This window comes from uncultured Moraxella sp. (genome assembly GCF_945873075.1).
GTDB lineage: Bacteria > Pseudomonadota > Gammaproteobacteria > Pseudomonadales > Moraxellaceae > Moraxella.
Window position 1 is genome coordinate 1 of the sequence record NZ_CAMCBS010000028.1, and the last position, 20,063, is coordinate 20,063.

Annotated in this window: 16 protein-coding genes; 7 read left to right on the plus strand and 9 right to left on the minus strand. The window is 46.2% G+C overall.

The window, feature by feature from the left end; all coding sequences use genetic code 11:
- Together Q0N89_RS08520 and Q0N89_RS08525 are read right to left on the minus strand one after the other, a co-directional pair.
- Positions 1-947: fumarylacetoacetate hydrolase family protein (locus Q0N89_RS08520; protein WP_294035374.1), on the minus strand; the 947-nt coding region annotated here is incomplete at its 3' end.
- 57 nt (positions 948-1,004) lie between these two features.
- Entirely contained in the window at positions 1,005-1,556 is a 552-nt protein-coding gene (locus Q0N89_RS08525; protein ID WP_279827251.1) for a VOC family protein, read from the minus strand.
- A 161-nt stretch (positions 1,557-1,717) separates the two neighbouring features.
- On the opposite strand from Q0N89_RS08525, the gene Q0N89_RS08530 reads away from it, so the two are divergent.
- Positions 1,718-2,629 carry a LysR family transcriptional regulator gene (locus Q0N89_RS08530; protein WP_294035376.1) on the plus strand — a complete coding sequence of 304 codons (912 nt, stop codon included), beginning with the start codon at positions 1,718-1,720 and terminating at the stop codon, positions 2,627-2,629.
- An 88-nt stretch (positions 2,630-2,717) separates the two neighbouring features.
- On the opposite strand, the gene Q0N89_RS08535 is transcribed toward Q0N89_RS08530, so the two are convergent.
- The 3 genes from Q0N89_RS08535 to xthA form a co-directional block, all read right to left on the minus strand.
- Positions 2,718-5,690 (minus strand): autotransporter domain-containing protein, encoded by a 2,973-nt coding sequence (locus tag Q0N89_RS08535; RefSeq protein WP_294035378.1) that lies wholly within the window; start codon positions 5,688-5,690, stop codon positions 2,718-2,720.
- Positions 5,691-5,833: 143 nt separating this feature from the next.
- Positions 5,834-7,045, minus strand: coding sequence for a bifunctional glutamate N-acetyltransferase/amino-acid acetyltransferase ArgJ (argJ, locus tag Q0N89_RS08540; protein ID WP_294035380.1), 1,212 nt, complete (start codon positions 7,043-7,045; stop codon positions 5,834-5,836).
- A 210-nt stretch (positions 7,046-7,255) separates the two neighbouring features.
- Positions 7,256-8,071, minus strand: a complete 816-nt coding sequence (xthA, locus tag Q0N89_RS08545) for an exodeoxyribonuclease III (protein ID WP_294035383.1) — start codon at positions 8,069-8,071, stop codon at positions 7,256-7,258.
- Between the two features lie 205 nt (positions 8,072-8,276).
- Here xthA and Q0N89_RS08550 point away from each other — a divergent pair, with 205 nt between their 5' ends.
- From Q0N89_RS08550 to fetB, 3 genes are read left to right on the plus strand one after another with little or no spacing between them, the layout of a single operon-like run.
- Positions 8,277-8,735 carry a thioesterase family protein gene (locus Q0N89_RS08550; protein WP_294035386.1) on the plus strand — a complete coding sequence of 153 codons (459 nt, stop codon included), beginning with the start codon at positions 8,277-8,279 and terminating at the stop codon, positions 8,733-8,735.
- A 15-nt stretch (positions 8,736-8,750) separates the two neighbouring features.
- Complete coding sequence (locus tag Q0N89_RS08555; RefSeq protein WP_294035388.1) at positions 8,751-9,458, plus strand: ATP-binding cassette domain-containing protein; 708 nt, start codon at positions 8,751-8,753, stop codon at positions 9,456-9,458.
- A complete protein-coding gene (gene fetB, locus Q0N89_RS08560) occupies positions 9,455-10,225 on the plus strand; it encodes an iron export ABC transporter permease subunit FetB (protein ID WP_294035390.1) in 771 nt (256 codons plus the stop codon). The genes Q0N89_RS08555 and fetB overlap by 4 nt, the downstream gene beginning before the upstream one ends.
- Before the next feature lie 60 nt (positions 10,226-10,285).
- Here fetB and Q0N89_RS08565 read toward each other — a convergent pair whose 3' ends face one another.
- Complete coding sequence (locus Q0N89_RS08565) at positions 10,286-11,638, minus strand: trypsin-like peptidase domain-containing protein (RefSeq protein WP_294035392.1); 1,353 nt, start codon at positions 11,636-11,638, stop codon at positions 10,286-10,288.
- 286 nt (positions 11,639-11,924) lie between these two features.
- On the opposite strand from Q0N89_RS08565, the gene Q0N89_RS08570 reads away from it, so the two are divergent.
- Both Q0N89_RS08570 and Q0N89_RS08575 read left to right on the plus strand, forming a co-directional pair.
- Positions 11,925-12,695: a Nif3-like dinuclear metal center hexameric protein gene (locus Q0N89_RS08570; protein ID WP_294035394.1), complete on the plus strand. Its 771-nt coding sequence runs from the start codon at positions 11,925-11,927 to the stop codon at positions 12,693-12,695.
- A 318-nt stretch (positions 12,696-13,013) separates the two neighbouring features.
- Positions 13,014-14,318, plus strand: coding sequence for a transglycosylase SLT domain-containing protein (locus Q0N89_RS08575; protein WP_294035396.1), 1,305 nt, complete (start codon positions 13,014-13,016; stop codon positions 14,316-14,318).
- 119 nt (positions 14,319-14,437) lie between these two features.
- Here the strand turns inward: Q0N89_RS08575 and Q0N89_RS08580 are convergent, their stop codons facing one another.
- From Q0N89_RS08580 to Q0N89_RS08590, 3 genes are all read right to left on the minus strand, one after another.
- Positions 14,438-17,383 (minus strand): LysM peptidoglycan-binding domain-containing protein, encoded by a 2,946-nt coding sequence (locus Q0N89_RS08580; protein ID WP_294035398.1) that lies wholly within the window; start codon positions 17,381-17,383, stop codon positions 14,438-14,440.
- A 207-nt stretch (positions 17,384-17,590) separates the two neighbouring features.
- Positions 17,591-18,148 carry a nuclear transport factor 2 family protein gene (locus Q0N89_RS08585; protein WP_294035400.1) on the minus strand — a complete coding sequence of 186 codons (558 nt, stop codon included), beginning with the start codon at positions 18,146-18,148 and terminating at the stop codon, positions 17,591-17,593.
- 296 nt (positions 18,149-18,444) lie between these two features.
- On the minus strand, positions 18,445-19,650 hold the full coding sequence (locus Q0N89_RS08590) for a CNNM domain-containing protein (RefSeq protein ID WP_294035402.1): 1,206 nt from the start codon (positions 19,648-19,650) through the stop codon (positions 18,445-18,447).
- Positions 19,651-19,887: 237 nt separating this feature from the next.
- On the opposite strand from Q0N89_RS08590, the gene Q0N89_RS09840 reads away from it, so the two are divergent.
- Positions 19,888-20,063 (plus strand): preprotein translocase subunit YajC (locus Q0N89_RS09840; RefSeq protein WP_367178561.1); only part of this gene is annotated, 176 nt, incomplete at its 3' end.

Genomic DNA, 20,063 nt, shown 5'->3' on the forward strand with positions numbered 1-20,063 from the left:
TTATCAAACATCTCCACACGCACCACATCACCACCTTTCATAAATGGCGTCTGTGGCTTGCCTTCGATGGCTTCATACATACGCAGTTCGGCTAGGCAGCAGTAGCCGACGCCACCATGCTCCACGCTTGAACCCCATAGGCTGTCTTGCTTATTTGACACCGTGCCTGAGCCGATGATCGTACCTGCTGCTAGGTTGCGAGTCTTGGCAGCGTGGGCGATCAGCTGACCAAAGCCAAAGGTCATATCCATGCCGGCATTTGGGCGACCAAATAGATTGTCGTTCAGATGTACGACCAGTGGCAGATGTAGCTTGGCATCATCCGACCAATCTTCTAGCTCGTCAGGGGTGACCGCCACAGGGCTAAATGCTGATGCAGGCTTACTTTGGAAAAAGCCAAAGCCTTTGGCAAGCTCTGCCGGAATCAGATTGCGCAGTGAGACATCATTGACCAGCATCACAAGGCGAATCTGCTTAGCGGCTTCTTCGGGCGTACTACCTAGGGCAACGCGACCTGTCACCACAGTGACTTCGGCTTCCATATCGATGCCCCATGCTTCTTTGGCGACGATTTCATCTCGTGGGCCGATAAAGCTGTCTGAGCCACCTTGATACATCAGTGGATCTTCATAAAACGACGCAGGCACTTCTGAATTACGAGCCTTACGCACCAGCTCCACATGGTTTAGGTAGGCTGAGCCGTCTGCCCATTGATAGGCGCGTGGCAGTGGTGAATGACAAGCAGTTTGGTCGAATGCTACACCATCTTTGCCATCGTTTAGTTCTTGATAGACCGTTTGTAGTTTTGGGGCGGCTTCATCCCAGTTGTCTAGGGCAGACTGTAGCGTCGGTGCGATGTCAGCGACTTCACGGCAGATGCTCAAATCACGGCTAACGACGACCAAAGTACCATCAAGACCACCTTTTTTTAGAGTTGCTAATTTCATATAATATTCCTTATTTAAAAATACTGATTTAAAAATGACATTGGTGAGTTGGTAAAATCAAACATCAGGTGGCTCTGTGCCATCATGCACCCAGCGTGCGTGTTGTGGGGCTTTTTTGGTGATTGCCCATTCGTTTAACATATCCCATTTGACTTTATCGAGTGCTTTTGCCATTTTGTCAGTGGTGACATCGCAAGCAAGCTCGATGCGATGGCCATTGGGGTCGAAGCAATAAATCGAATGAAACAGTGTGTGGTTTACTGGGCCAAGCACATCGACACCGCCAGCGATTAGGCGTTCTTTGGTGGCAAGTAGCGTATCCATGTCTTTGACCTTGAGCGCTAAGTGCTGTGTCCATAGCGGTGTGTTCTCATCACGCCCCATTTCAGCTTTGGTCGGCAGCTCAAAAAACGCCAAAATATTGCCACCGCCGACATCCAAAAAGATGTGCATATACGGATCAGGCTCGCCTGTCGATGGTACTTTGTCTTCGGCGATGGCAAGCACAAAGCCCAAATCCAGATGTTTTTGGTACCATTCGACCGTTTCTTTGGCATCTTTGCAGCGATAAGCAACATGATGCACGCCTTGGGTGATTGTCATAGTTATACTCCTTTATATTCATTGAGCCGACTTGGTAAATGAAAAATGCGACTGCATTAATCTTGGTATCATTTCATCAAAAAAAGCCCAAAAGGTAAAACGGGATTTTCTTGATTATTTATCGATATTTATGATAAGTTATGCAAAATGAGTATGGGATGTGTATTATGAACTTAAATAACATTACCCTGCGACAGTTACGCGCCTTTAAAGCTGTAGCAGAAACAGGTAGCTTTACCAAAGCGGCAGAGAATCTGCATCTGACACAGTCGGCATTAAGTGGCTTGATTAAGGATTTTGAAAGTACGCTGGCGCTGCGGCTGTTTGATCGGACGACTCGCAAGCTGTCATTATCGGTGGCGGGTCAGCACATCTATCCGATGGCGACCAAGATTTTGTATGATGTTGAAAACATGACCACCGAAGTTGGCAGACTAAAGGCGCTCGAAAGCGGTGTGGTGAATATCGCTGTCAGTCAGCAGCTGGCAGCTTCGATTCTGCCAAAAGTGATCGCAGAGTTTGTGGCGGCATATCCTAATATCAAGGTATCGATGAAAGATTGCTCGGTCGATGCGGTCATCGATGCGGTGGCGTCAAGCGAAGTGGATTTTGGGATTGCCCCTGCTCGTAATATCGCTGACAGCTTATCGTCTGAGCTGTTGTTTGATTTGCCATTTTATGTGGTGATGCCGCCCACTCACCCATTGGCACAGCGTGACAGTGTCGAATGGAAAGACCTTCGACATGAACCATTGATCACGATGGCGGGCATGTTCTCAGAGCTGTTGGGCGCTGATTTGCCAAATGATGAAGCAATGATGATTAAGGATGCTGCTTATCAGGTCAATTTTTTGACGACGGCATTTAGCATGGTGAGTCAAGAGCTGGGTTTGACCTTGTGCCTGCCTTATTCTCGCACTCGAGTCGCCCAAAATGGCCTTGAAATGCGAGTACTGTCAGCGCCACGCATCACTCGAGCATCATACTTATATCGACTGCGTGGACGCACACTGTCTGATGCCGCTCACAAGTTTTATGTGGTGTTGTGCCAACATTTACAAAGTCATGACTATACTTAACTTACAAATACATCATAACTGTCGCCATGTCATTGTAATAAAAAATATCCAAGCGTTTGAATGCTTGGATATTTTTCTTTGGGTCGGCTTAAAACTGTACCTTAAAGCCAATATTGGCAGAGTGGCTGTCATAGCCTGATTGCCATTGACCTTGATAGCCTGCAGAAAGGCTTGCCATCGGTGTCAGCTGATAATTGATACCCAGCCCTGCGATGCCGATGGTGCGATCGGTCGCATCCGATGCCGTGACAAAGCGTGTCGATGACCCTGCCCCATCAAAGCCTGCGCTGATATAAGTAGCATCATCACCGCTATCATAGGCAGCTGCCAAAGTACCTGTGATACCAAGCTTTGGTGTGATGGCTTGGTTGAATTTGGTACCGATAGTAGTGCGGAGTCTCTCATAGGACTGTTTGTCTACGCTAAGATTGTACGCGCCTGCACCAGTCTCTTGATAGCCATCAGCGCGGATGTGTGCATAGTCTAAGCGAGCAAAAGGCGTGATATTGCGAGTGCTATTGCCAAGACGATATTCCACGCCCAAGCCTGCATTGATGATATCGGCCTGATAGTCAGATTTGGCGATGGCTTGAGTGAGCGTGCTAATCTTGCGCTCGCCTTCGATGTCACTGCGACCGATGGCGACTTGACCATAGATACGCGTGGCATCATTGGCATCGTGATCGGCATAGATCATACCGAACTTGGATTTGGCGCTTAGGCTGTGATCATGGCGATCTGTACTATCGGCATCGCTTTGGACATAGGCGATGGCGATGCCGACACGAGTGCGATCAAGCATAGTATCAATACCTGTGATGGCACCAAAATCCGTATTGTCATAGCCAAGCAGTCCTGTATTTTTGGCATCAAGCTGACCATCCTTACCGATCAGTGTCGCCCAAAATGCCCGCTCACGAGAAATGGTGGGGTCAAACAAGGCTTGCGCTGCTTGATTGCTGACATCACGCAAAATACGATTGGTCGCACCCATCATCAGCGGCTCAAGCTCGCTGACCGCTTGTGATAGCTTGGCAGAATCAAAATTCACCGTATCACGAAGTAGTGCATCAGACAGCGCAGAACCATCGGCGACGATCTGATCTAGATGTGCTGCCAGTGCCATTGAGTCGGTGTTGTGATTTTCATTCACTGCAGTGACGAAATTGACATCACGCACGACTGGCGTTGGCTCAGTCACTGGCGGAGTGGGTTCGGTCGGTGGCTCTACCGGCTGTTCTGATGGCTGCTCAACAGGTGTTTCTGGTGTCGTCGGCTCTGGTGTGGTCGTCTCAGGTGGTGTTACCGGCTGTTCTACCACAGGTGGTGTGACTGGTGGCGTGGCAGGTTCAACTGTCGGTGGCACCACAGGTTCTGGCTGATTGACAGGCTTAACTAAAGTGAGATGAACTTTATTTGGATCAGAATAATCCGCATAAAAAGTCACCAAAGGACTGTTGTCAGTCACTTGCTTAAATTGACCGACCAGTTTGTCTGCGGTGACGACATCTTTGACGACGGTGTCAGCGGTTATGCCATTTTTGATAAATTCATCCACATAAACAGCCAAATTACCGTTACTTACATCAGCCTTGCCTGTCACGATTAATTTGCCGTATTCGTCTTTATTATCAAAAGTATCGTCACTATTCCAGTCAATCAGACCAATGATGAGATTTTCGCCGTTCATGGTGTAATTACCATCAATTTTTAGCGTGCCACGAGTGATAGCGATATCACCAGCGAACTGTTTGGTATTTTCAGAAATCGTTAATGTACCAACCCCGCTTTTGAAAAACCCGCCCGGGATATCAGGATTGTTGATATCAAAGCTACCTGCATTGCCTGTGATGACTGCATTGGGGTCGATGGTGACATTGGCAGATGCTGGATTGTTAACACGGTGGTCACCTGTGACAAATCCGATGCCTTTTTCGCCAATCTCGATTTTATTATCTTTGGTAAAATTGGCAAATAAGTTGGGTTGGTCAAGTTCTATGCTAATCTCACCGCCGTTGAGATAAATTTCAGACAGTTGTGAATTTGGATTACGGCTGATTTGATTGACAGTTAAGGTTGAAATAAAATTAGCAACATCATCAATGCGTAAATTCAGAGTGCCACTGCCCGTATTGCCCACAATAATCTCATTGGCAGTCAAATCACTATCAATCAAAGATAAAGTGCCTTTGCCGTTGGTGGTTTGGGCGTTATTAACTGAATCTTCATAACCGCCAATATAAATCTTGTCTGTTCTCGTGTGTCCTGATGAATCTGGTGAGTTTTTATTAAAAGTGACTTCACCCTGACCGCCTGCTCCGATAATGAGATTTTTGGCGACATTGAACCCTGTATAGCCGTCAATGTTGATTTTACCTTGACTGTTTGGCAATGCACCGATAATAGCATCACCATAAACGGCTAAATCGGATGAATATTGATTGTAAGGATAAGATGTGGGATTGATAGCTTTTCCAGTGATGGTGATTTCGCCAATGCCTGAAACGCCCACGACCAAGTTGCCATCATTAGCAGATTGATTGCCGACAATAATTGCGCTGTCCGTAGCACTTAGCTTAGCCGTTGTACCTACATCTATACCAAGTGATAATTGTTTGGTGGTTAGTGCAGATGAGTTGGTTAGGCTGACATCACCATTGCCCGAAAATCCAATGACGGTTTCGTCTTTGGTGTTAATGTCACTACTGTTAAATGTGCCACTACCTTGACTGCCGTTATGAAAACCAAATCGCAGATACTGACTTGCATTGAGTGTGCCATTATTTGCCGTTATTGTTCCTTGAGCGTTATTGCCAATATTAATCTCAGTGCCATTAACAGTGGCTTGCAAAATGCTGTCTGAACCATCTAGGTTATAGGGATTGGCTAGCGTTGTACTCGTGGTATAATCCACCGCCATCGCCTGTGAGCTTGCCATCACAGTACTGACTAATGCCAATGCCTTAAATGACTTGCTTTTGCCTTTACTGCGTGCCAACTCACTCACGCACTGCCATACGCCTGTGGCATGGTTAAAAATCACTCGATAAGCACGATTCATAAAAACTCCTTTTGATACGAGCAAACCTTTCTAATTTGCAACAAAAATATTACTGTATCTTATCAGAAGCTTTGATAATTTAGCAAGTAAAAAAACAGCTATTGTTAATCTCTAACAATAGCTGTTTTGCTTAACCACATCACTTATGAGCGATAATCCGCATTAATCTTCACATAGTCATAAGACAAATCACAGGTATAAACCGTATCGGTCGCATCGCCACGCCCAAGCTCGATATGCACGGTAATCTCAGGACGCTTCATGACTTCACTGCCACGCGCTTCGGTGTAGCCTGTCGCCAATCCACCACGCTCACAGATGGATACTTCATCGAGTGCGACATTGACACGGCTTTGGTCAAGCTCGACGCCTGCATAGCCGACTGCTGCTAGGATGCGTCCCCAGTTTGGATCAGAGGCAAAAAACGCTGTCTTAACCAGTGGTGAATGTGCCACCGCATAGGCGACATCAGCACATTCGGCAGTATCTTTACCGCCAGTGACTTTGACGGTGATGAACTTGGTCGCCCCTTCACCATCACGCACGATGAGTGTTGCCAAGCGGACAAATACACGCTCAAGCGCCGCATAAAACTCATCAAACTTAGGATGACTCTCACTCATCTCACCTGCCGCGCCTGTGGCAATCAGCGTACAGCAGTCGTTGGTCGATGTATCGCCATCGATGGTGATACGGTTGAATGACGCATTGGTCAGCTTAATGAGCATTGATTGGAGCAAGGCTTGGTCAATCTTGGCATCGGTCGCCACAAAGCCAAGCATCGTCGCCATATTTGGGCGAATCATTCCTGCGCCCTTTGAGATGCCTGTGATGTGGTAGTCCACGCCATCAATGCTTACCTTTTCGCTAGCAAGCTTAGGGATGGTATCAGTTGTGCAGATACCGTGTGCAGCATCTAGCCAGTTATTTTCGGACAAATCCGCCAACGCACCGTCCAGTCCTGCAATGATTTTATCACTTGGCAGAGCTTCACCGATGACACCTGTTGAGTATGGTAAGATATTTTGGGTGCTGACGCCTGCTTTATTTGCCAAAGCATCACAAGTCGCCAGCGCACGCTCGACACCATCTGCACCCGTTGCAGCATTGGCATTGCCGGTATTGATGAGTAGATGTGTTGGCACTGTATTTGCAATGTGCTTACGAAGTACCTGCACAGGCGCAGCACAAAACTGATTTTGGGTGGTGACGGCCGCCACCGTCGCCCCTGTAGCAATCTCAAACACCACCAAATCACGGCGGTCAGCGTATCTCACATGCGCTTTGGTCGTGCCGATTTTTACCCCAGAAATCGGATAAATCGTCTGTGGAATGCTAATATCACCAACTGCCATGAGTGTGCTCCTTGTTGTTTTATTAAAAAGTGGTTTCGTTAAAAAAATCAGTTTAATCATTTGCCATCAAAGACATCTGATAAGACGTTTGATAAGCTATGTGAAGTTTTGGCTATTACAACCATGCCATCATCTCTGTTGAATTTACCCAAAAATCCAACAAAAGTCAAACACCCAAATTCTTTGCAAATCAAATCTGTGCAAATCACCTTACAAATCAAACTTCGCCCAAATCGGCGCATGATCAGACGGCTTATCCATACCACGAATATCATAGCTGATACCGGCATCGACACAGCGATTTTTTAGCCCATCTGTACATAAAATGTGGTCAATGCGCAGTCCACGCTTCGGCGTATCTTCAAAGCCACGAGAGCGATAATCAAACCAACTAAACTCATCGGCGGCATCAGGTCGGAACAATCGATAAGTATCGCTTAATCCCGTTTCCATCAAAGCTTGATACCAATCACGCTCTTCGGGCAAAAACGAACAAGTGCCTTTGGCAAGCCAGCGTTTGGCATTGACTTCACCGATACCGACATCGATATCCAGTGGCGAGATATTCATATCGCCCATGATGATAAGCTCATTGCCATCGCTTTTTAGCTCGGTGATATAGCGGTTCAAATCGGCATAAAACGCACGCTTCATGGGGAATTTGGTCTCATGACTGCGATTTTCGCCCTGCGGAAAATAGCCGTTTAGCACATCAACCACCTGACCGCCAAAGTCATAGCGTGCATGAATCAGTCGGCGCTGGGCATCGGCATCGCCAAACGGAAAGCCCTTTTGTACAAACATCGGTGCTTGCTTGGAGATGAGCGCCACGCCATAATGCGACTTTTGCCCAAAAAATTCCACATGATAGCCAAGCTCGCTTGCCATCTCAAGCGGAAATGCTTCATCATGCACTTTGGTTTCTTGAAGTCCGATAACATCCGCATTCAAGCTTTCTTTGACGGCTTGTAGCTGATGCGGGCGAGCTCGCAGCCCATTGATATTAAAACTGACAAAAGTAGTCATCATTATGCGCCTAATGTATTTATTTTCAAAAAATTAGGCTATTGTAACAATTTTTGGGGCAAATGGCGAAATTTTTTGTACAAAGTTTTGTTGCATCAGCATCTACCAGATACTCTTGTAAAATACTAACACCCAAGCGGATAAAAGGTGTACAATAGTAAGCCAATTTCATTGATTATCTTTGGGCAATTATAGGGAAATCGTGATGTCAATTTATCAAAAAAATTACAAAGTCTATATCAATCACACTGATGCAGGTGGGATTGTTTATCATGCCAATCATTTAACTTTTTTTGAAAATTGTCGCCGTGATTGGTTGGCATCATTGGGTTATGATGGCTACTTTTTTGACTTATCCGATGATGGCGAAGGCACGGCAAATACACATGGTCAAGGCGGTGCGGTGCATTTTGTGGTAAGTCAAGCCGAGCTCAAATACATCGCCCCATTGCTGGTTGATGATGAGCTAAGCGTTACTGTAGATAGCCTGACTATCAAGCCTGCAAGCCTAATCCTATCCCAAAGCATCTATCGACCTGATAGTGACAAACCTGCGACCACAGGCGGTATCACCCTTGCTTGTGTGCGTAATGATGGCAAGGCCATTCGTCCGCACCGACTGCCGATATCCTTTGTGCAGACGCTTAAATCTTTGTCATCATAATTAAGCTTTACTGATATGTCAAATCATCCTTTATTAAGCTTTAATCATATATCTATCACAGATAATGACGCACAGGGTACTCGTGTGCTACTCGATGATGTCTCAGGCGTGCTCTATGGCGGTGATAAGGTGGTGCTGACAGGCGCATCAGGCGCAGGTAAATCCGTGCTACTGTCTGCTTTGGCAGGACAACTACCACTAATACAAGGTCAAATTCTGCTAGATACGCAAACAGTGCAGAATCAAGCGATGATACCACCGCAAGTTTGGCGTCATCAAGTCGCCCTACTGACTCAGACGCCTGTGATGATGGATGGCACGGTATTGGATAATTTGAAGTTACCCTACCGCTTTAGCCATCATAAAAATAAGCACTTTGATGAACATCAGCATCTAGCATGGCTATCACGATTTGGCAAAGCACCTGATTTTATTTATCAAGACATCACCAAACTGTCTGGTGGCGAGCGTCAAATCGTGCATTTTTTGCGTATGCTGCAGCTTGAGCCGACGGTGCTACTGCTTGATGAGCCGACCGCAGCGCTCGATACGGTGAGTGCAGGCGTGCTGATGACGCTCGTGCATGAGTGGCTTGATGCACATCGTGCTTATATCTGGATTAGCCATCGTGCGGATGAAGTGGATATGCTGGGTGCGATATCGTGGCAGATGACGGCAGGACGGCTTGAGTGTGCACAGCCCGATGGCTTGGAGTGTGTATGACTTTAGATATCATTGATGTGCTGATGGCATCGCTACTTGTGCTGATAGCGATTGGGATATCCGTTTATCTTAAGCTAGGACTTGCCAAGACCTTGCTCGTCGCAAGTATCCGCACGATAGCACAGCTTAGCCTAATCGGGCTGATACTAGCATGGGTCTTTGCCCGCGAAGCATGGTACGAAGTGCTGACGATATTATCCATCATGACGCTCATCGCTGCCATCTCTGCCAAAAAACGCATCAAACGCCCCTATCGTGGACTATTGACCGATACCCTGCTCTCACTAGGCGTGGCGACAGGTGTGGTGACGCTCGTGGCGATGGTGCTGATTTTGCAGGTTTCGCCATGGTATGCACCGCAGTACATCATTCCGATTTTAGGCTTGATTTTGGGTAACTCGCTGACTGCCATTTCGCTGACCACAGGACGGCTGATTGACCATCTGCACAGCGAGCAGGCTGAGATTCGTACGATGTTATCGCTGTCAGCAACCCCTTATGAAGCGTGCCACAGCGCCATCGCCACAGCCATCAGTAGCGGGATGATGCCAACGATCAATTCAATGATGGTGGTGGGTGTGGTGAGCCTACCAGGAATGATGACAGGTCAAATCCTAGCCGGTGCTGATCCGACGCAGGCGGTGCGTTATCAGATTATTACCATGTTTTTTATTTGTGCAGGCAGTGCGCTGTCGTGTACGCTATCGGCATTGTTTGTGGTGAGACGGTTTTTTAATCGTAGAATGCAGCTTGTGATACCAAAATAAGATTGTGAAGACCAAACAAAAAACCGAACCATCACAGTTCGGTTTTTTTGACTTAAGTTATCACTGATTTTGTAGCTTTTTGAGCTCATTAAATAAGTGATTGAGCTGAGCTTCATAGCTGCCGTCATGCGGTGCACTATTTGGTGCATTTTGCGCAGGTGCATCCTGTGGCGTTGATGGTGTGGTTTGGTTCTGCGCTTGGCTTGGTGTTTGAGTTGGCACTTGGGCAGATGGGTTTGGACGCTCGGCAAGTGTGATTGGCAGATTGAGCGTTTCACTGCCACGACGAACGATTGCAGTCATCTGTGTGCCTGGTGCTTTTTTGGCAACCAAATTCACCAAAGCATTGCCATTGGTCAGCTGAATATCATCCAAAGCAAGCAACACATCACCCGATTTGATACCTGCTTTATCAGCTGGACCATCTGCGAGCACTCGGGCAATCAATAGCCCTTCTTGGGTGTCGATAGCAGTTGGGTTGTCGGCGGTGCGAGCGATTTCCACGCCAATCCAGCCACGACTGACATAGCCTTTATTAATCAAATCATTCATCACTTGGCTGACGATAGTTGTCGGGATGGCAAAGCCGATACCCATTGAGCCACCTGAGCGAGAATAGATGGCGGTATTGATACCGATTAGTGCACCATTGGCATCGACCAACGCACCGCCTGAGTTGCCCGGGTTGATGGCGGCATCTGTTTGAATAAAATCTTCAAAATTACTAACGCCAATCCCAGCACGCCCTGTCGCTGAGATGATGCCTTGGGTGACAGTTTGCCCCACGCCAAAGGGGTTGCCGATAGCCAAGGCGACATCGCCCACTTGGATGGCGGTATCACGAAACGCCATCGGCACAAGGTCGCTACGCTCAACACGAATGACCGCCAAATCACTCTCAACATCACGCCCGATGACTTTGGCATGAGCCTTTGAGCCATCATGAAACACCACAGTAATCTCGGTGGCGTCTTCGATAACATGGGCATTGGTGATGATATAGCCATCTTTTGAGACGACCACGCCTGAGCCGAGGCTGTTTTCTTCTCGTTCAATTTTGCCATAATGCTGTTCAAACAACTGCTGAAGTACAGGGTCATTGGCATAAGGGCTACGGCTGATACGCTGTGTGGTGTAGATATTGACAACCGACTGCGCTGCTAGGCTGACCGCATTATGATAAGAACTGACAGGGCTTGGCGTATCGGGATTGACCCCTGTATTATCGGCGACTTTGGGCTGCCAGACGGTTTGGGCAGGCTGTTGGCTGAGTGTATCCACTTGCGTGCGTGTATTTTGCAGTTGCTCATAGACGAGCCACAGCACAGCCGCCAAAGCGATGGCAAGTAGCCAAGGCAAAATCGCCCAAGCGCTAAAGCCTTGTTGTTTTTGGTGAATTGGCTTTTGGTTCATAGTTTATCCTTTTAATGGCAAGATGGTGTCATTTGCAGTTGATATGCAGTTGATGGCGAAGTATATCATGGGCGTATCAAGCAAGTTTTTCAAGGTGGATACATTTGGTAATTATTAGTCTAATGAATTTTTCTAAATTTTATCATCATATCAACAGCACCGCACTCATTGGCGATAGCTAAGTGATGAAAGTGGGTCAAGCAAAATCCAAAAACCCTTGCCAAGCTTGCCAATCACCCATGAAGTCATTACAATAGCCTAAATTAATAAATTTTGGAAAACTACCATGACAACCACCATCAGCGCCCAAGAATTGACCCGTTTTTGTGATGAATATTTGCAGGCGAGTAATTTTAGCGATTATTGCCCAAATGGACTACAAGTCGATGCAGGCGTGCCAATCAACAACATCATCACAGGTGTGACCGCAAGCCAAGCCTTGATTGATGGCGCCATCGCCCAAAACGCCCAAGCGATTTTGGTGCATCATGGCTATTTTTGGAAAGGTGAACCCGCCCCGCTCGTCGGTATGAAAGGCGCACGCATTCGCAGCCTGATGCAAAATGGCATTTCACTCATTGCCTATCATCTGCCATTAGACGCCCACCCTGTCATCGGCAATAATGCCGTCCTTGCTAGTGAGCTGGATTTGCAAATTGTCGGTGCATTGTATCCACATGAGAAGTACCCTGTAGGTAATGTCGCCACCACAGCACCGATTAGCGCATCTGATTTTGCCCAAAAAATCAGCAATACACTGGGTATTGCACCCCTACATATCAACGCAGGCGAAAAAGACCGTATCCTAACCAAAATCGGCATCTGCACAGGCGGCGCACAAGATATGATTGAACAGGCGTATGAAATGGGCTGTGATGCCTTTGTATCTGGCGAAATCAGCGAGCGCACCACGCATTTTGCCCGTGAAATGGGCATTGATTATTTTGCCGCAGGTCATCATGCCACCGAGCGTGGCGGTATCCGTGAGCTTGGGCGGGTGGTGCAAGCATCATTGGGTATCCCGACGAAGTTTGTTGATATTTTTAATCCTGCGTGATGCACCTGTTGTTAGCGATGACATTATCATAACAGTTGTTCATACAAATTTCATTTGACAATAGATGTAATTATGTATCTCAATTTTTAACATTAATAAATATAATGATATTTGTTAAATTATATTGATAAAATAGTATAATTTTGACGATTTTTGTTAAAATTATGGCGGATTATTGTAATTTTGTGTTGGTTTGAATTGAACTTTGGCGTATTTTTTTGCATAGTATAGCAATTCAAAGTTAAAAATTTGTCCAAAAGATGCGTCAAGCGTGATTGCAATGCTTAAAATCGCATCTTATGGGGATTTGGAGCGTTGATGAGCGACCAAGACAAGCACCCTACTCGACCAAAATCCGCCTACCGCACAGCGCCAACTCGTGTGGTTTTTCGTCGTGACTTGGAATCGGGCACTTGGGCATTTATCAAAAATCGCATTCTTTATCCCATCAAGCTGCAAGCGGTACTCGCTAGTCGCAAACTGAACCGTTATCGCACGACGCATCCGCATTATTATTATCGTGCTGGTATCGGCGTGGCGGTCGGTGCATTGGTGTTGATTCCGCTGTTTGGAATCGTCGGTCAAGACAACGCTGTCAAGGCAAAAGTCATCCGTGGTATTGAGACACTGACGCAGACTCAAGTACTGTCAGTGGCGACTGTCAGTGGTCGTAGTACTGTGTATGATGAAGACGGTTTAATGCATGGGTTTGGTTACGATGTTGCCCGCCAATATGCTAGCCATTTGGGCATTGAGCTTCGGATGCTCAGCTTTGATAATCGTACACAGGCTTTAGATGCCTTGCAGTCAGGTGATGTAGATTTGGCGCTGCTAAGCGTCACAGAAGCTCAAAAAATCACAGATGCTATCGTCAGTCCACTGGCATGCAGCAGTGAAGAGATGGCGATTTTTCGTCAAGCAGGCATCGATGAGCATTTGGCATTTATCAGTGCCACCGATAGCGACATTGCAAGTAATGTTGGTAAATATCTATGTGATAATGAATTTCAAAAAGATTTAACTTATTTGGCAAAGTTTCATGATGATACTTTGCTTGATAATGCCTATAATGCCAAGCACTTTGCTGATGCCATCCAAAAACTGCCGCTGTATGAATATGGCTTTAAGGTCAGCGCCAAAGAGTTTGATCATGATTGGCAGCTGCTCGCGATGATTGGTTATCAAGAGTCGCATCTGGATGCCAATGCCACATCACCCACTGGCGTGCAGGGCATCATGATGCTCACCCAAGACACTGCTCGTGCAATGGGTGTCAAAGATCGCAATGATGCTGCACAAAGCATTCATGGTGGCGCAAAGTACTTAAGCCAATTACAAGAACAATTTGCGCATATACCTGAAGTAGATCGGCTGTGGTTTGTGCTTGCGGCATATAATATGGGGCCTTATGCAGTCAAAAACATTCAAGAAACACTCAAAAATAGTGGCAAAGATCCCAATCTATGGCTCAATTTTTATGCTTATCTGCATAAACACGAACAGCAAACACCCCGCTATCGCCAATGTATCACTTATGTGACCAATATTCGCACCTACCTTGAAGCCATCAAGCAATACAATGCCAACAAAGAACAAAACAGAGAAGTTATCGTCAAGAATTGAGACGGCGTCTAGAATGATTGAGTAGTGCTTTAATCGGTGCTAATATTTAGTTTTGAGATGACATAACAAATAACAACAAAGCCCCATCGGTAATGATGGGGCTTTTGGCATTGATATGATTATTTATTTGGCACGGTGAGCACTTGCCCGATGCGTAGATTGGCATTTGGTTCAAGATCATTCATCTTGGCAAGCTCATCGGCGCTAATACCATAGCGTTTTGCCAATGAAATCAAGCCATCACCTGCTTTGACAGTGTAGCTAGTCGTGGTTTTTGGTAGCTTGATACGCTGCCCAACGAGTAAGTTAGCGGTTGGCGAAAGACCATTGAGTGATGCTAAGTTTTGTACACTGACACCTGCTCGCTTGGCGATGGCGGTTAGGCTTTCGCCCGATTTAACGACATAGCTTTCGGTGGCGATATTCAATGCAGGTGTGCTTGCCGCTTGTGTCGTGCTTTGTGATGTAGCTTTCGTTGTATTGGTGGTATTGTTGCTGCTGCTGTTGCTATTTGATGCACTTACACCATTTGGCAGTTTTAATACTTGTCCGATCAGTACATTATCAGTCACTGATAAGCCATTTTCAGCTGCCAAGGCTTGTAGTGTGACATTATATTTACGAGCGATAACGGTCAAGCCTTCACCAGCGACGACTTTATGTGTAGCAGGATTGCTGTTATTGCTTGTTGTTTGACGAGCTTGTGTGTTTTGATTGCTTGTCGATGGCTGTGATGATTGTTGGGCTTGTGGTTTGACTTTGCCTGAGACTAGCCATAGCTTTTGACCAATTAAAATACCAGAATCCACAGGCAGATTGTTATAACTTGCCAATTGCCCCACAGTCAAGCCATTAGCAGCAGCCACAGAAGTTAGGCTATCGCCTGCCCGTACGGTGTAGCTTTCGGGTTTGGTTTCGACTTTTGGTGCAGGTGTTTGTTTGGCTGTACTGCTTGCTTGTGCTTGTGTTGATGTTTGTACCGCATTGACACTGGCACCATTTGGCAGTTTTAATACTTGCCCAATTAGTACATTATCAGTTATTGATAAGCCGTTTTCAGCTGCTAAGGCTTGCAATGAGACATTATATTTACGAGCGATAACGGTCAAGCCTTCACCAGCGACGACTTTATGTGTAGCAGGATTGCTGTTATTGCTTGTTGTTTGACGAGCTTGTGTGTTTTGATTGCTTGTCGATGGCTGTGATGATTGTTGGGCTTGTGGTTTGACTTTGCCTGAGACTAGCCATAGCTTTTGACCAATTAAAATACCAGAATCCACAGGCAGATTGTTATAACTTGCCAATTGCCCCACAGTCAAGCCATTAGCAGCAGCCACAGAAGTTAGGCTATCGCCTGCCCGTACGGTGTAGCTTTCGGGTTTGGCGACAGGTTTTGGCTGAGCGGGTTTGGGCGTGCTTGTGTTAGTGGTATTTACACGAGCTGGCGCTGTTGCATTTGGTGCTTGCGTGCGCACTGATGGTTGAAATCCTGTCGGATCCAGTGTGTTATTGGTGTTATTCGGCACGGTCGTGCTTTGACCAAGTACGGGCTGTGACTGAGCGACGGTGGCAGGTACAGTGATGCTTTGCGCAGGGGGAATCGGTGTTGCAGGCTGAACTACAGGCTTGGGCGCAGGACTACCAGAGAAGCTGATGACTTTATTTTCGCCACGAGCATCAAGCACCGATTGACCTGTCTGAATGGCATCAAGCTGAATATTGCCATCGGCTGGGCTGACAGGCTGAACGGTATTTTTGCTATCAACTTTAATCTGCTCAACGATAAACTCTCGTTCTTCTTTACTAAGCGCTGGCTCTTGAATGATGGTGTTATTGGCAGTGACCTGAGCGATCGTCGTCGGTAGCGTATTTGCCAAGATCAGCTCTTGTTGTGACTGGGTATTGACCTTCGCACCTGATTTTGGTACAACAAAATCAATACTTTGTGCAGGCGCTGTCGCTACATAATCACCGCCATAGCCAAAGCCTTTCAATGCAGATAACTTGGCATCCATCGAAGTCGGCAGACTGTCTGGGATGACCAGACGGTTTGGGCCCATCTCATCGACAGTTTGGCTTAGTAGTGCAGGGTTTAGAAGCTTAAGCTCATCGACGGCGATACCTGTGATGGATGAGACTTCAGACAAGCTTACACCATAATTGACCGGCACTGTACGGAAGTGATTGTGGTTGGCAATAGCAGGTAGAGTGACGCCATAGCTGCTTGGCGCACCGACGATTTGGGCGACCGCCATAAAGCGTGGCACATAGTTCATCGTCTCAGTAGGTAATTTTAGCGACCAATAGTCGGTTGGCAAGCCCTGCTCTTGGTTGGCTCTGATGGCTTTTGAGATGCGCCCTGGCCCTGCGTTATAGGCTGCCAAGGCAAGTTCCCATGAGCCAAACTGATTATACAGGCTGGTCAAAAAGTCATACGCCGCACGAGTAGATTCGATGACATCACGGCGGCCATCATAGCTTGAGCTTTGGTTAAGACCATAGATACGCCCTGTGCTTGGGATAAACTGCCATAGACCTGCGGCGGCGGCATTACTCGTAGCTGTCGGGTCGTATGAGCTCTCAATAATCGGTAGTAGCGCTAACTCAGTCGGAATGCCACGGCGTTCGGCTTCGGCGACGGTATGGTGTAGATAGCGTGATGCACGAGCGGTCAAGCGATCGAGATAGCTTTGGCGTGAGTAGAACCATGACTTTTGGGCTTCGATACGAGCATTGGTCACTTCACCGATGCGATAACCGCGGCGGATACGATCCCATAAGTTACCATAGCGAGATACGGCAAGCTCATCACCTTCTACCATGCTCATATCGGTGGCTTGTAGCAAATCTTCAAGCGCATCGAGCATCTGCGGATCGAGTACGCCGGCATAAGAGCCATTGGCTGTGTTGGTTTTTTGGATGACTTTAGTGGTGGTTGGCTGACTGCTTGTTGTAGGAGTACTGCTACACGCTGCCAAGATACAAGAAGAAATGGCGATACTTAGTGGCTTAAGTAGGCGTGGCTTAAGTAGGCGACTTGACTTGGCGGGGGCTGTGTGCGGCATTATTTATCCTTATTTTTGATCAGTCAGCAAAAAAAATCAAATGATGAACAATCATCTAAAAAGTTAAATAATGCCTTATTTTGATAATTTTATCAACCTATCAAAGGCATGAAGCATAAACAATACACCCATAATTTACACAAATACACTGCTGGTAACTATTGTGTAAGAATTATGGGTGAAAAGGATGTTGATCGATGAAGTGGATTAATTGACAGTGACTTGTGCAACAGAGCGAAGTAGTACGGTGTTTGAGCCTACTTGCGACAGTGTAGCACGAGATGCGGTCTTGATGGTGACTGGTTTGCCATCTTGTATCCAAGTTTCGGTGGTGACGACCTGTGCACGAGCTTGATTGCCAGTGATAACAACATCACTGATGCTAATCTGATAACGGTAATTGGATGCCTTTGCCCAGCTTTTTTGAAGTAGCTGTAAATAATCTTCTTTACCAAGACTCATGGTCTTGTTGTTGCGTGTCAATGAGATGATGGCATCATCAGCGATGAGCTTTGAGATTTGGGCGATGTTTTGATTATTGGCGGCTGTACGCATGGCGCTTGAGTAGGCATTAATGTCGCTTTCGCTCATTGCATAGGCAGGCGTGCTGATCAGTGTCTGCGCCCCTAAAGCGGTAATGAACACGCCCAAACCTACGCCCTTACCAAGATTTTTGCCAGAAAGTTTACCTAATGTGCCAATCGCTGCAGTCAATAGACTGGCATTTAAGGTTTGTTTGAGAAAATGTCGGGTGTTGTGTTTCATAGGACAACCCTTTGTTAGTCATGCTTGATATCAAGCCAAAATCATCTGCGATATCCCAAATGGCTTAGTTAGGCAATACAGATGGTATCAAATTTATCTGCATACTACAATAACACCCAAAGCTTAAGCCATCATGGCAAATTGTAACATTTTGTTGCAATTATGGGAAGTCTATGTGGCAAAATAATTGACTTTTTCACATGGATTTACAGAGTTAAGCTTTGGTATGGCTATTTATTTACCAAAGTATTTACCAAAAAAATTAAAAAAGGAGCTAAATGCCCCTTTTATTGTACTTAATTGGATGATTTGTCAGCATCATCAGATGCATCATCTTGTTCAAGCTTTGCGCCTAATCGTGCCATACGGCGATCCATCAGCTGACGAGCCAGTGCCTGCATATCATCGACACGGTCAAATTCATCGACAATCTCAAGACCTAGTAGCGTCTCAAGCACATCTTCAAGACTAGCCAAGCCTTTGACTTCGCCAAATTCACCAACAGCCAGTGCGATATGCACACGCTCTTTAAGCATCAAATCAAGCAAATCAAACAGTTTCATCTTGGCAAATACAAAGCTGATATCACGCTTGAATTGTTTGATTGGCGTATGAATTTCTTGGTTTGCCTTGGCAATGAGCAAATCCGATTTGAGCACAAAGCCTGTGGCATTGTCCAAATCTTCATCAAAAATCGGAAAGCGAGAAAAAGGCAATTTTGGATGCAAAGCAAAAATATCGCCCACCGTCATATTCTGATCAAAGGCTGTCACCACCGAACGGGGCGTGACGATATCTTCGACATTGATCATGCCAAGTGCTAGCGAGTTTTTGATAATGCGTGTCTCAAGCTCACTCATCTGCCCCGAGCTTTCGCCTTGATTGGCAAGTGCCAAAAATTCATGACGGTTGAAGCTACTTTCTTGATGACCACGCGTCAATAGGCGAGAGATTTTTTCGGTAATCCAAATAATCGGCATCAGCACCCAGTTAATCGCACGCACATAATACGCCACAGGGGTGGCAAATCGACGCCAATAGGTCGTGCCAAGTGTCTTTGGGATAATCTCTGTACCGATGAGAATCACGAGCGTCAGCACACCACTAAACACGCCAAACCACACATCACCAAAGACAATCACCGCTTGAGCGCCAGCACCCAGCGAGCCTAGCGTATGGGCAACGGTATTTAGGGTCAAGATTGCCGAGATGGATTTTTCGATATTATCAATTTTGACATCTTTAAGTAGCGCCGCCAATTTTGGCTGATCTTCTTGCAGTGTATCGATATACGATGGCGTCATCGTTAGTAGCACGGCTTCTGATACCGAACAAATAAACGATACAATCAGCGATAAAGAGATAAAAAAGATCAGTAAAATCAGATTGATACTAGTACCGCCAAGCTCAAAGCTTGCATGGGCAAGTGTCGGCAAACATAGCGATGCAATGATGGCAAAAGGAATGAATGGACTAAAAAATCGGGTTCGGTGTCGGGACATAAGGGGATAAAATAACAAAAAATTAGTGCTCATATTAAGTGAAATTTAGCATAACTGCAAGTATTGATTTGATAAAATCAGCAAAAGCCACGAAAATCCATGTCAGCACCCCAAAAATATGTTATGATATCAGTTATTTTGTCTTTCGCTTGAGTGCTTGTTGTCAATGATTGGCAGACCATGACACTTATGCAAGTCATCGCATTTGATTGAAAATTGTAAATTTAGGAGTTTTTTATGTTAGATCTATTTATCACTGCTGCTCACGCAACCACTGGCGCACCAGCTGGTCAGCAATCACTATTTATGAATTTGCTAATTCCTGTGGCATTTTTTGCGATTTTTTATTTTCTAATCATCCGTCCACAATCAAAGCGCAATAAGCAACACAAAGCAATGGTTGATGGCTTGGC

Coding starts and splice junctions, on each gene's coding strand:
- Q0N89_RS08530 (WP_294035376.1), top strand. CDS start 1,718: ATGAACTTAAATAACATTACCCTGCGACAGTTACGCGCCTTTAAAGCT.
- Q0N89_RS08535 (WP_294035378.1), bottom strand. CDS start 5,690: ATGAATCGTGCTTATCGAGTGATTTTTAACCATGCCACAGGCGTATGG.
- argJ (WP_294035380.1), bottom strand. CDS start 7,045: ATGGCAGTTGGTGATATTAGCATTCCACAGACGATTTATCCGATTTCT.
- xthA (WP_294035383.1), bottom strand. CDS start 8,071: ATGACTACTTTTGTCAGTTTTAATATCAATGGGCTGCGAGCTCGCCCG.
- Q0N89_RS08550 (WP_294035386.1), top strand. CDS start 8,277: ATGTCAATTTATCAAAAAAATTACAAAGTCTATATCAATCACACTGAT.
- Q0N89_RS08555 (WP_294035388.1), top strand. CDS start 8,751: ATGTCAAATCATCCTTTATTAAGCTTTAATCATATATCTATCACAGAT.
- fetB (WP_294035390.1), top strand. CDS start 9,455: ATGACTTTAGATATCATTGATGTGCTGATGGCATCGCTACTTGTGCTG.
- Q0N89_RS08565 (WP_294035392.1), bottom strand. CDS start 11,638: ATGAACCAAAAGCCAATTCACCAAAAACAACAAGGCTTTAGCGCTTGG.
- Q0N89_RS08570 (WP_294035394.1), top strand. CDS start 11,925: ATGACAACCACCATCAGCGCCCAAGAATTGACCCGTTTTTGTGATGAA.
- Q0N89_RS08575 (WP_294035396.1), top strand. CDS start 13,014: ATGAGCGACCAAGACAAGCACCCTACTCGACCAAAATCCGCCTACCGC.
- Q0N89_RS08580 (WP_294035398.1), bottom strand. CDS start 17,383: ATGCCGCACACAGCCCCCGCCAAGTCAAGTCGCCTACTTAAGCCACGC.
- Q0N89_RS08585 (WP_294035400.1), bottom strand. CDS start 18,148: ATGAAACACAACACCCGACATTTTCTCAAACAAACCTTAAATGCCAGT.
- Q0N89_RS08590 (WP_294035402.1), bottom strand. CDS start 19,650: ATGTCCCGACACCGAACCCGATTTTTTAGTCCATTCATTCCTTTTGCC.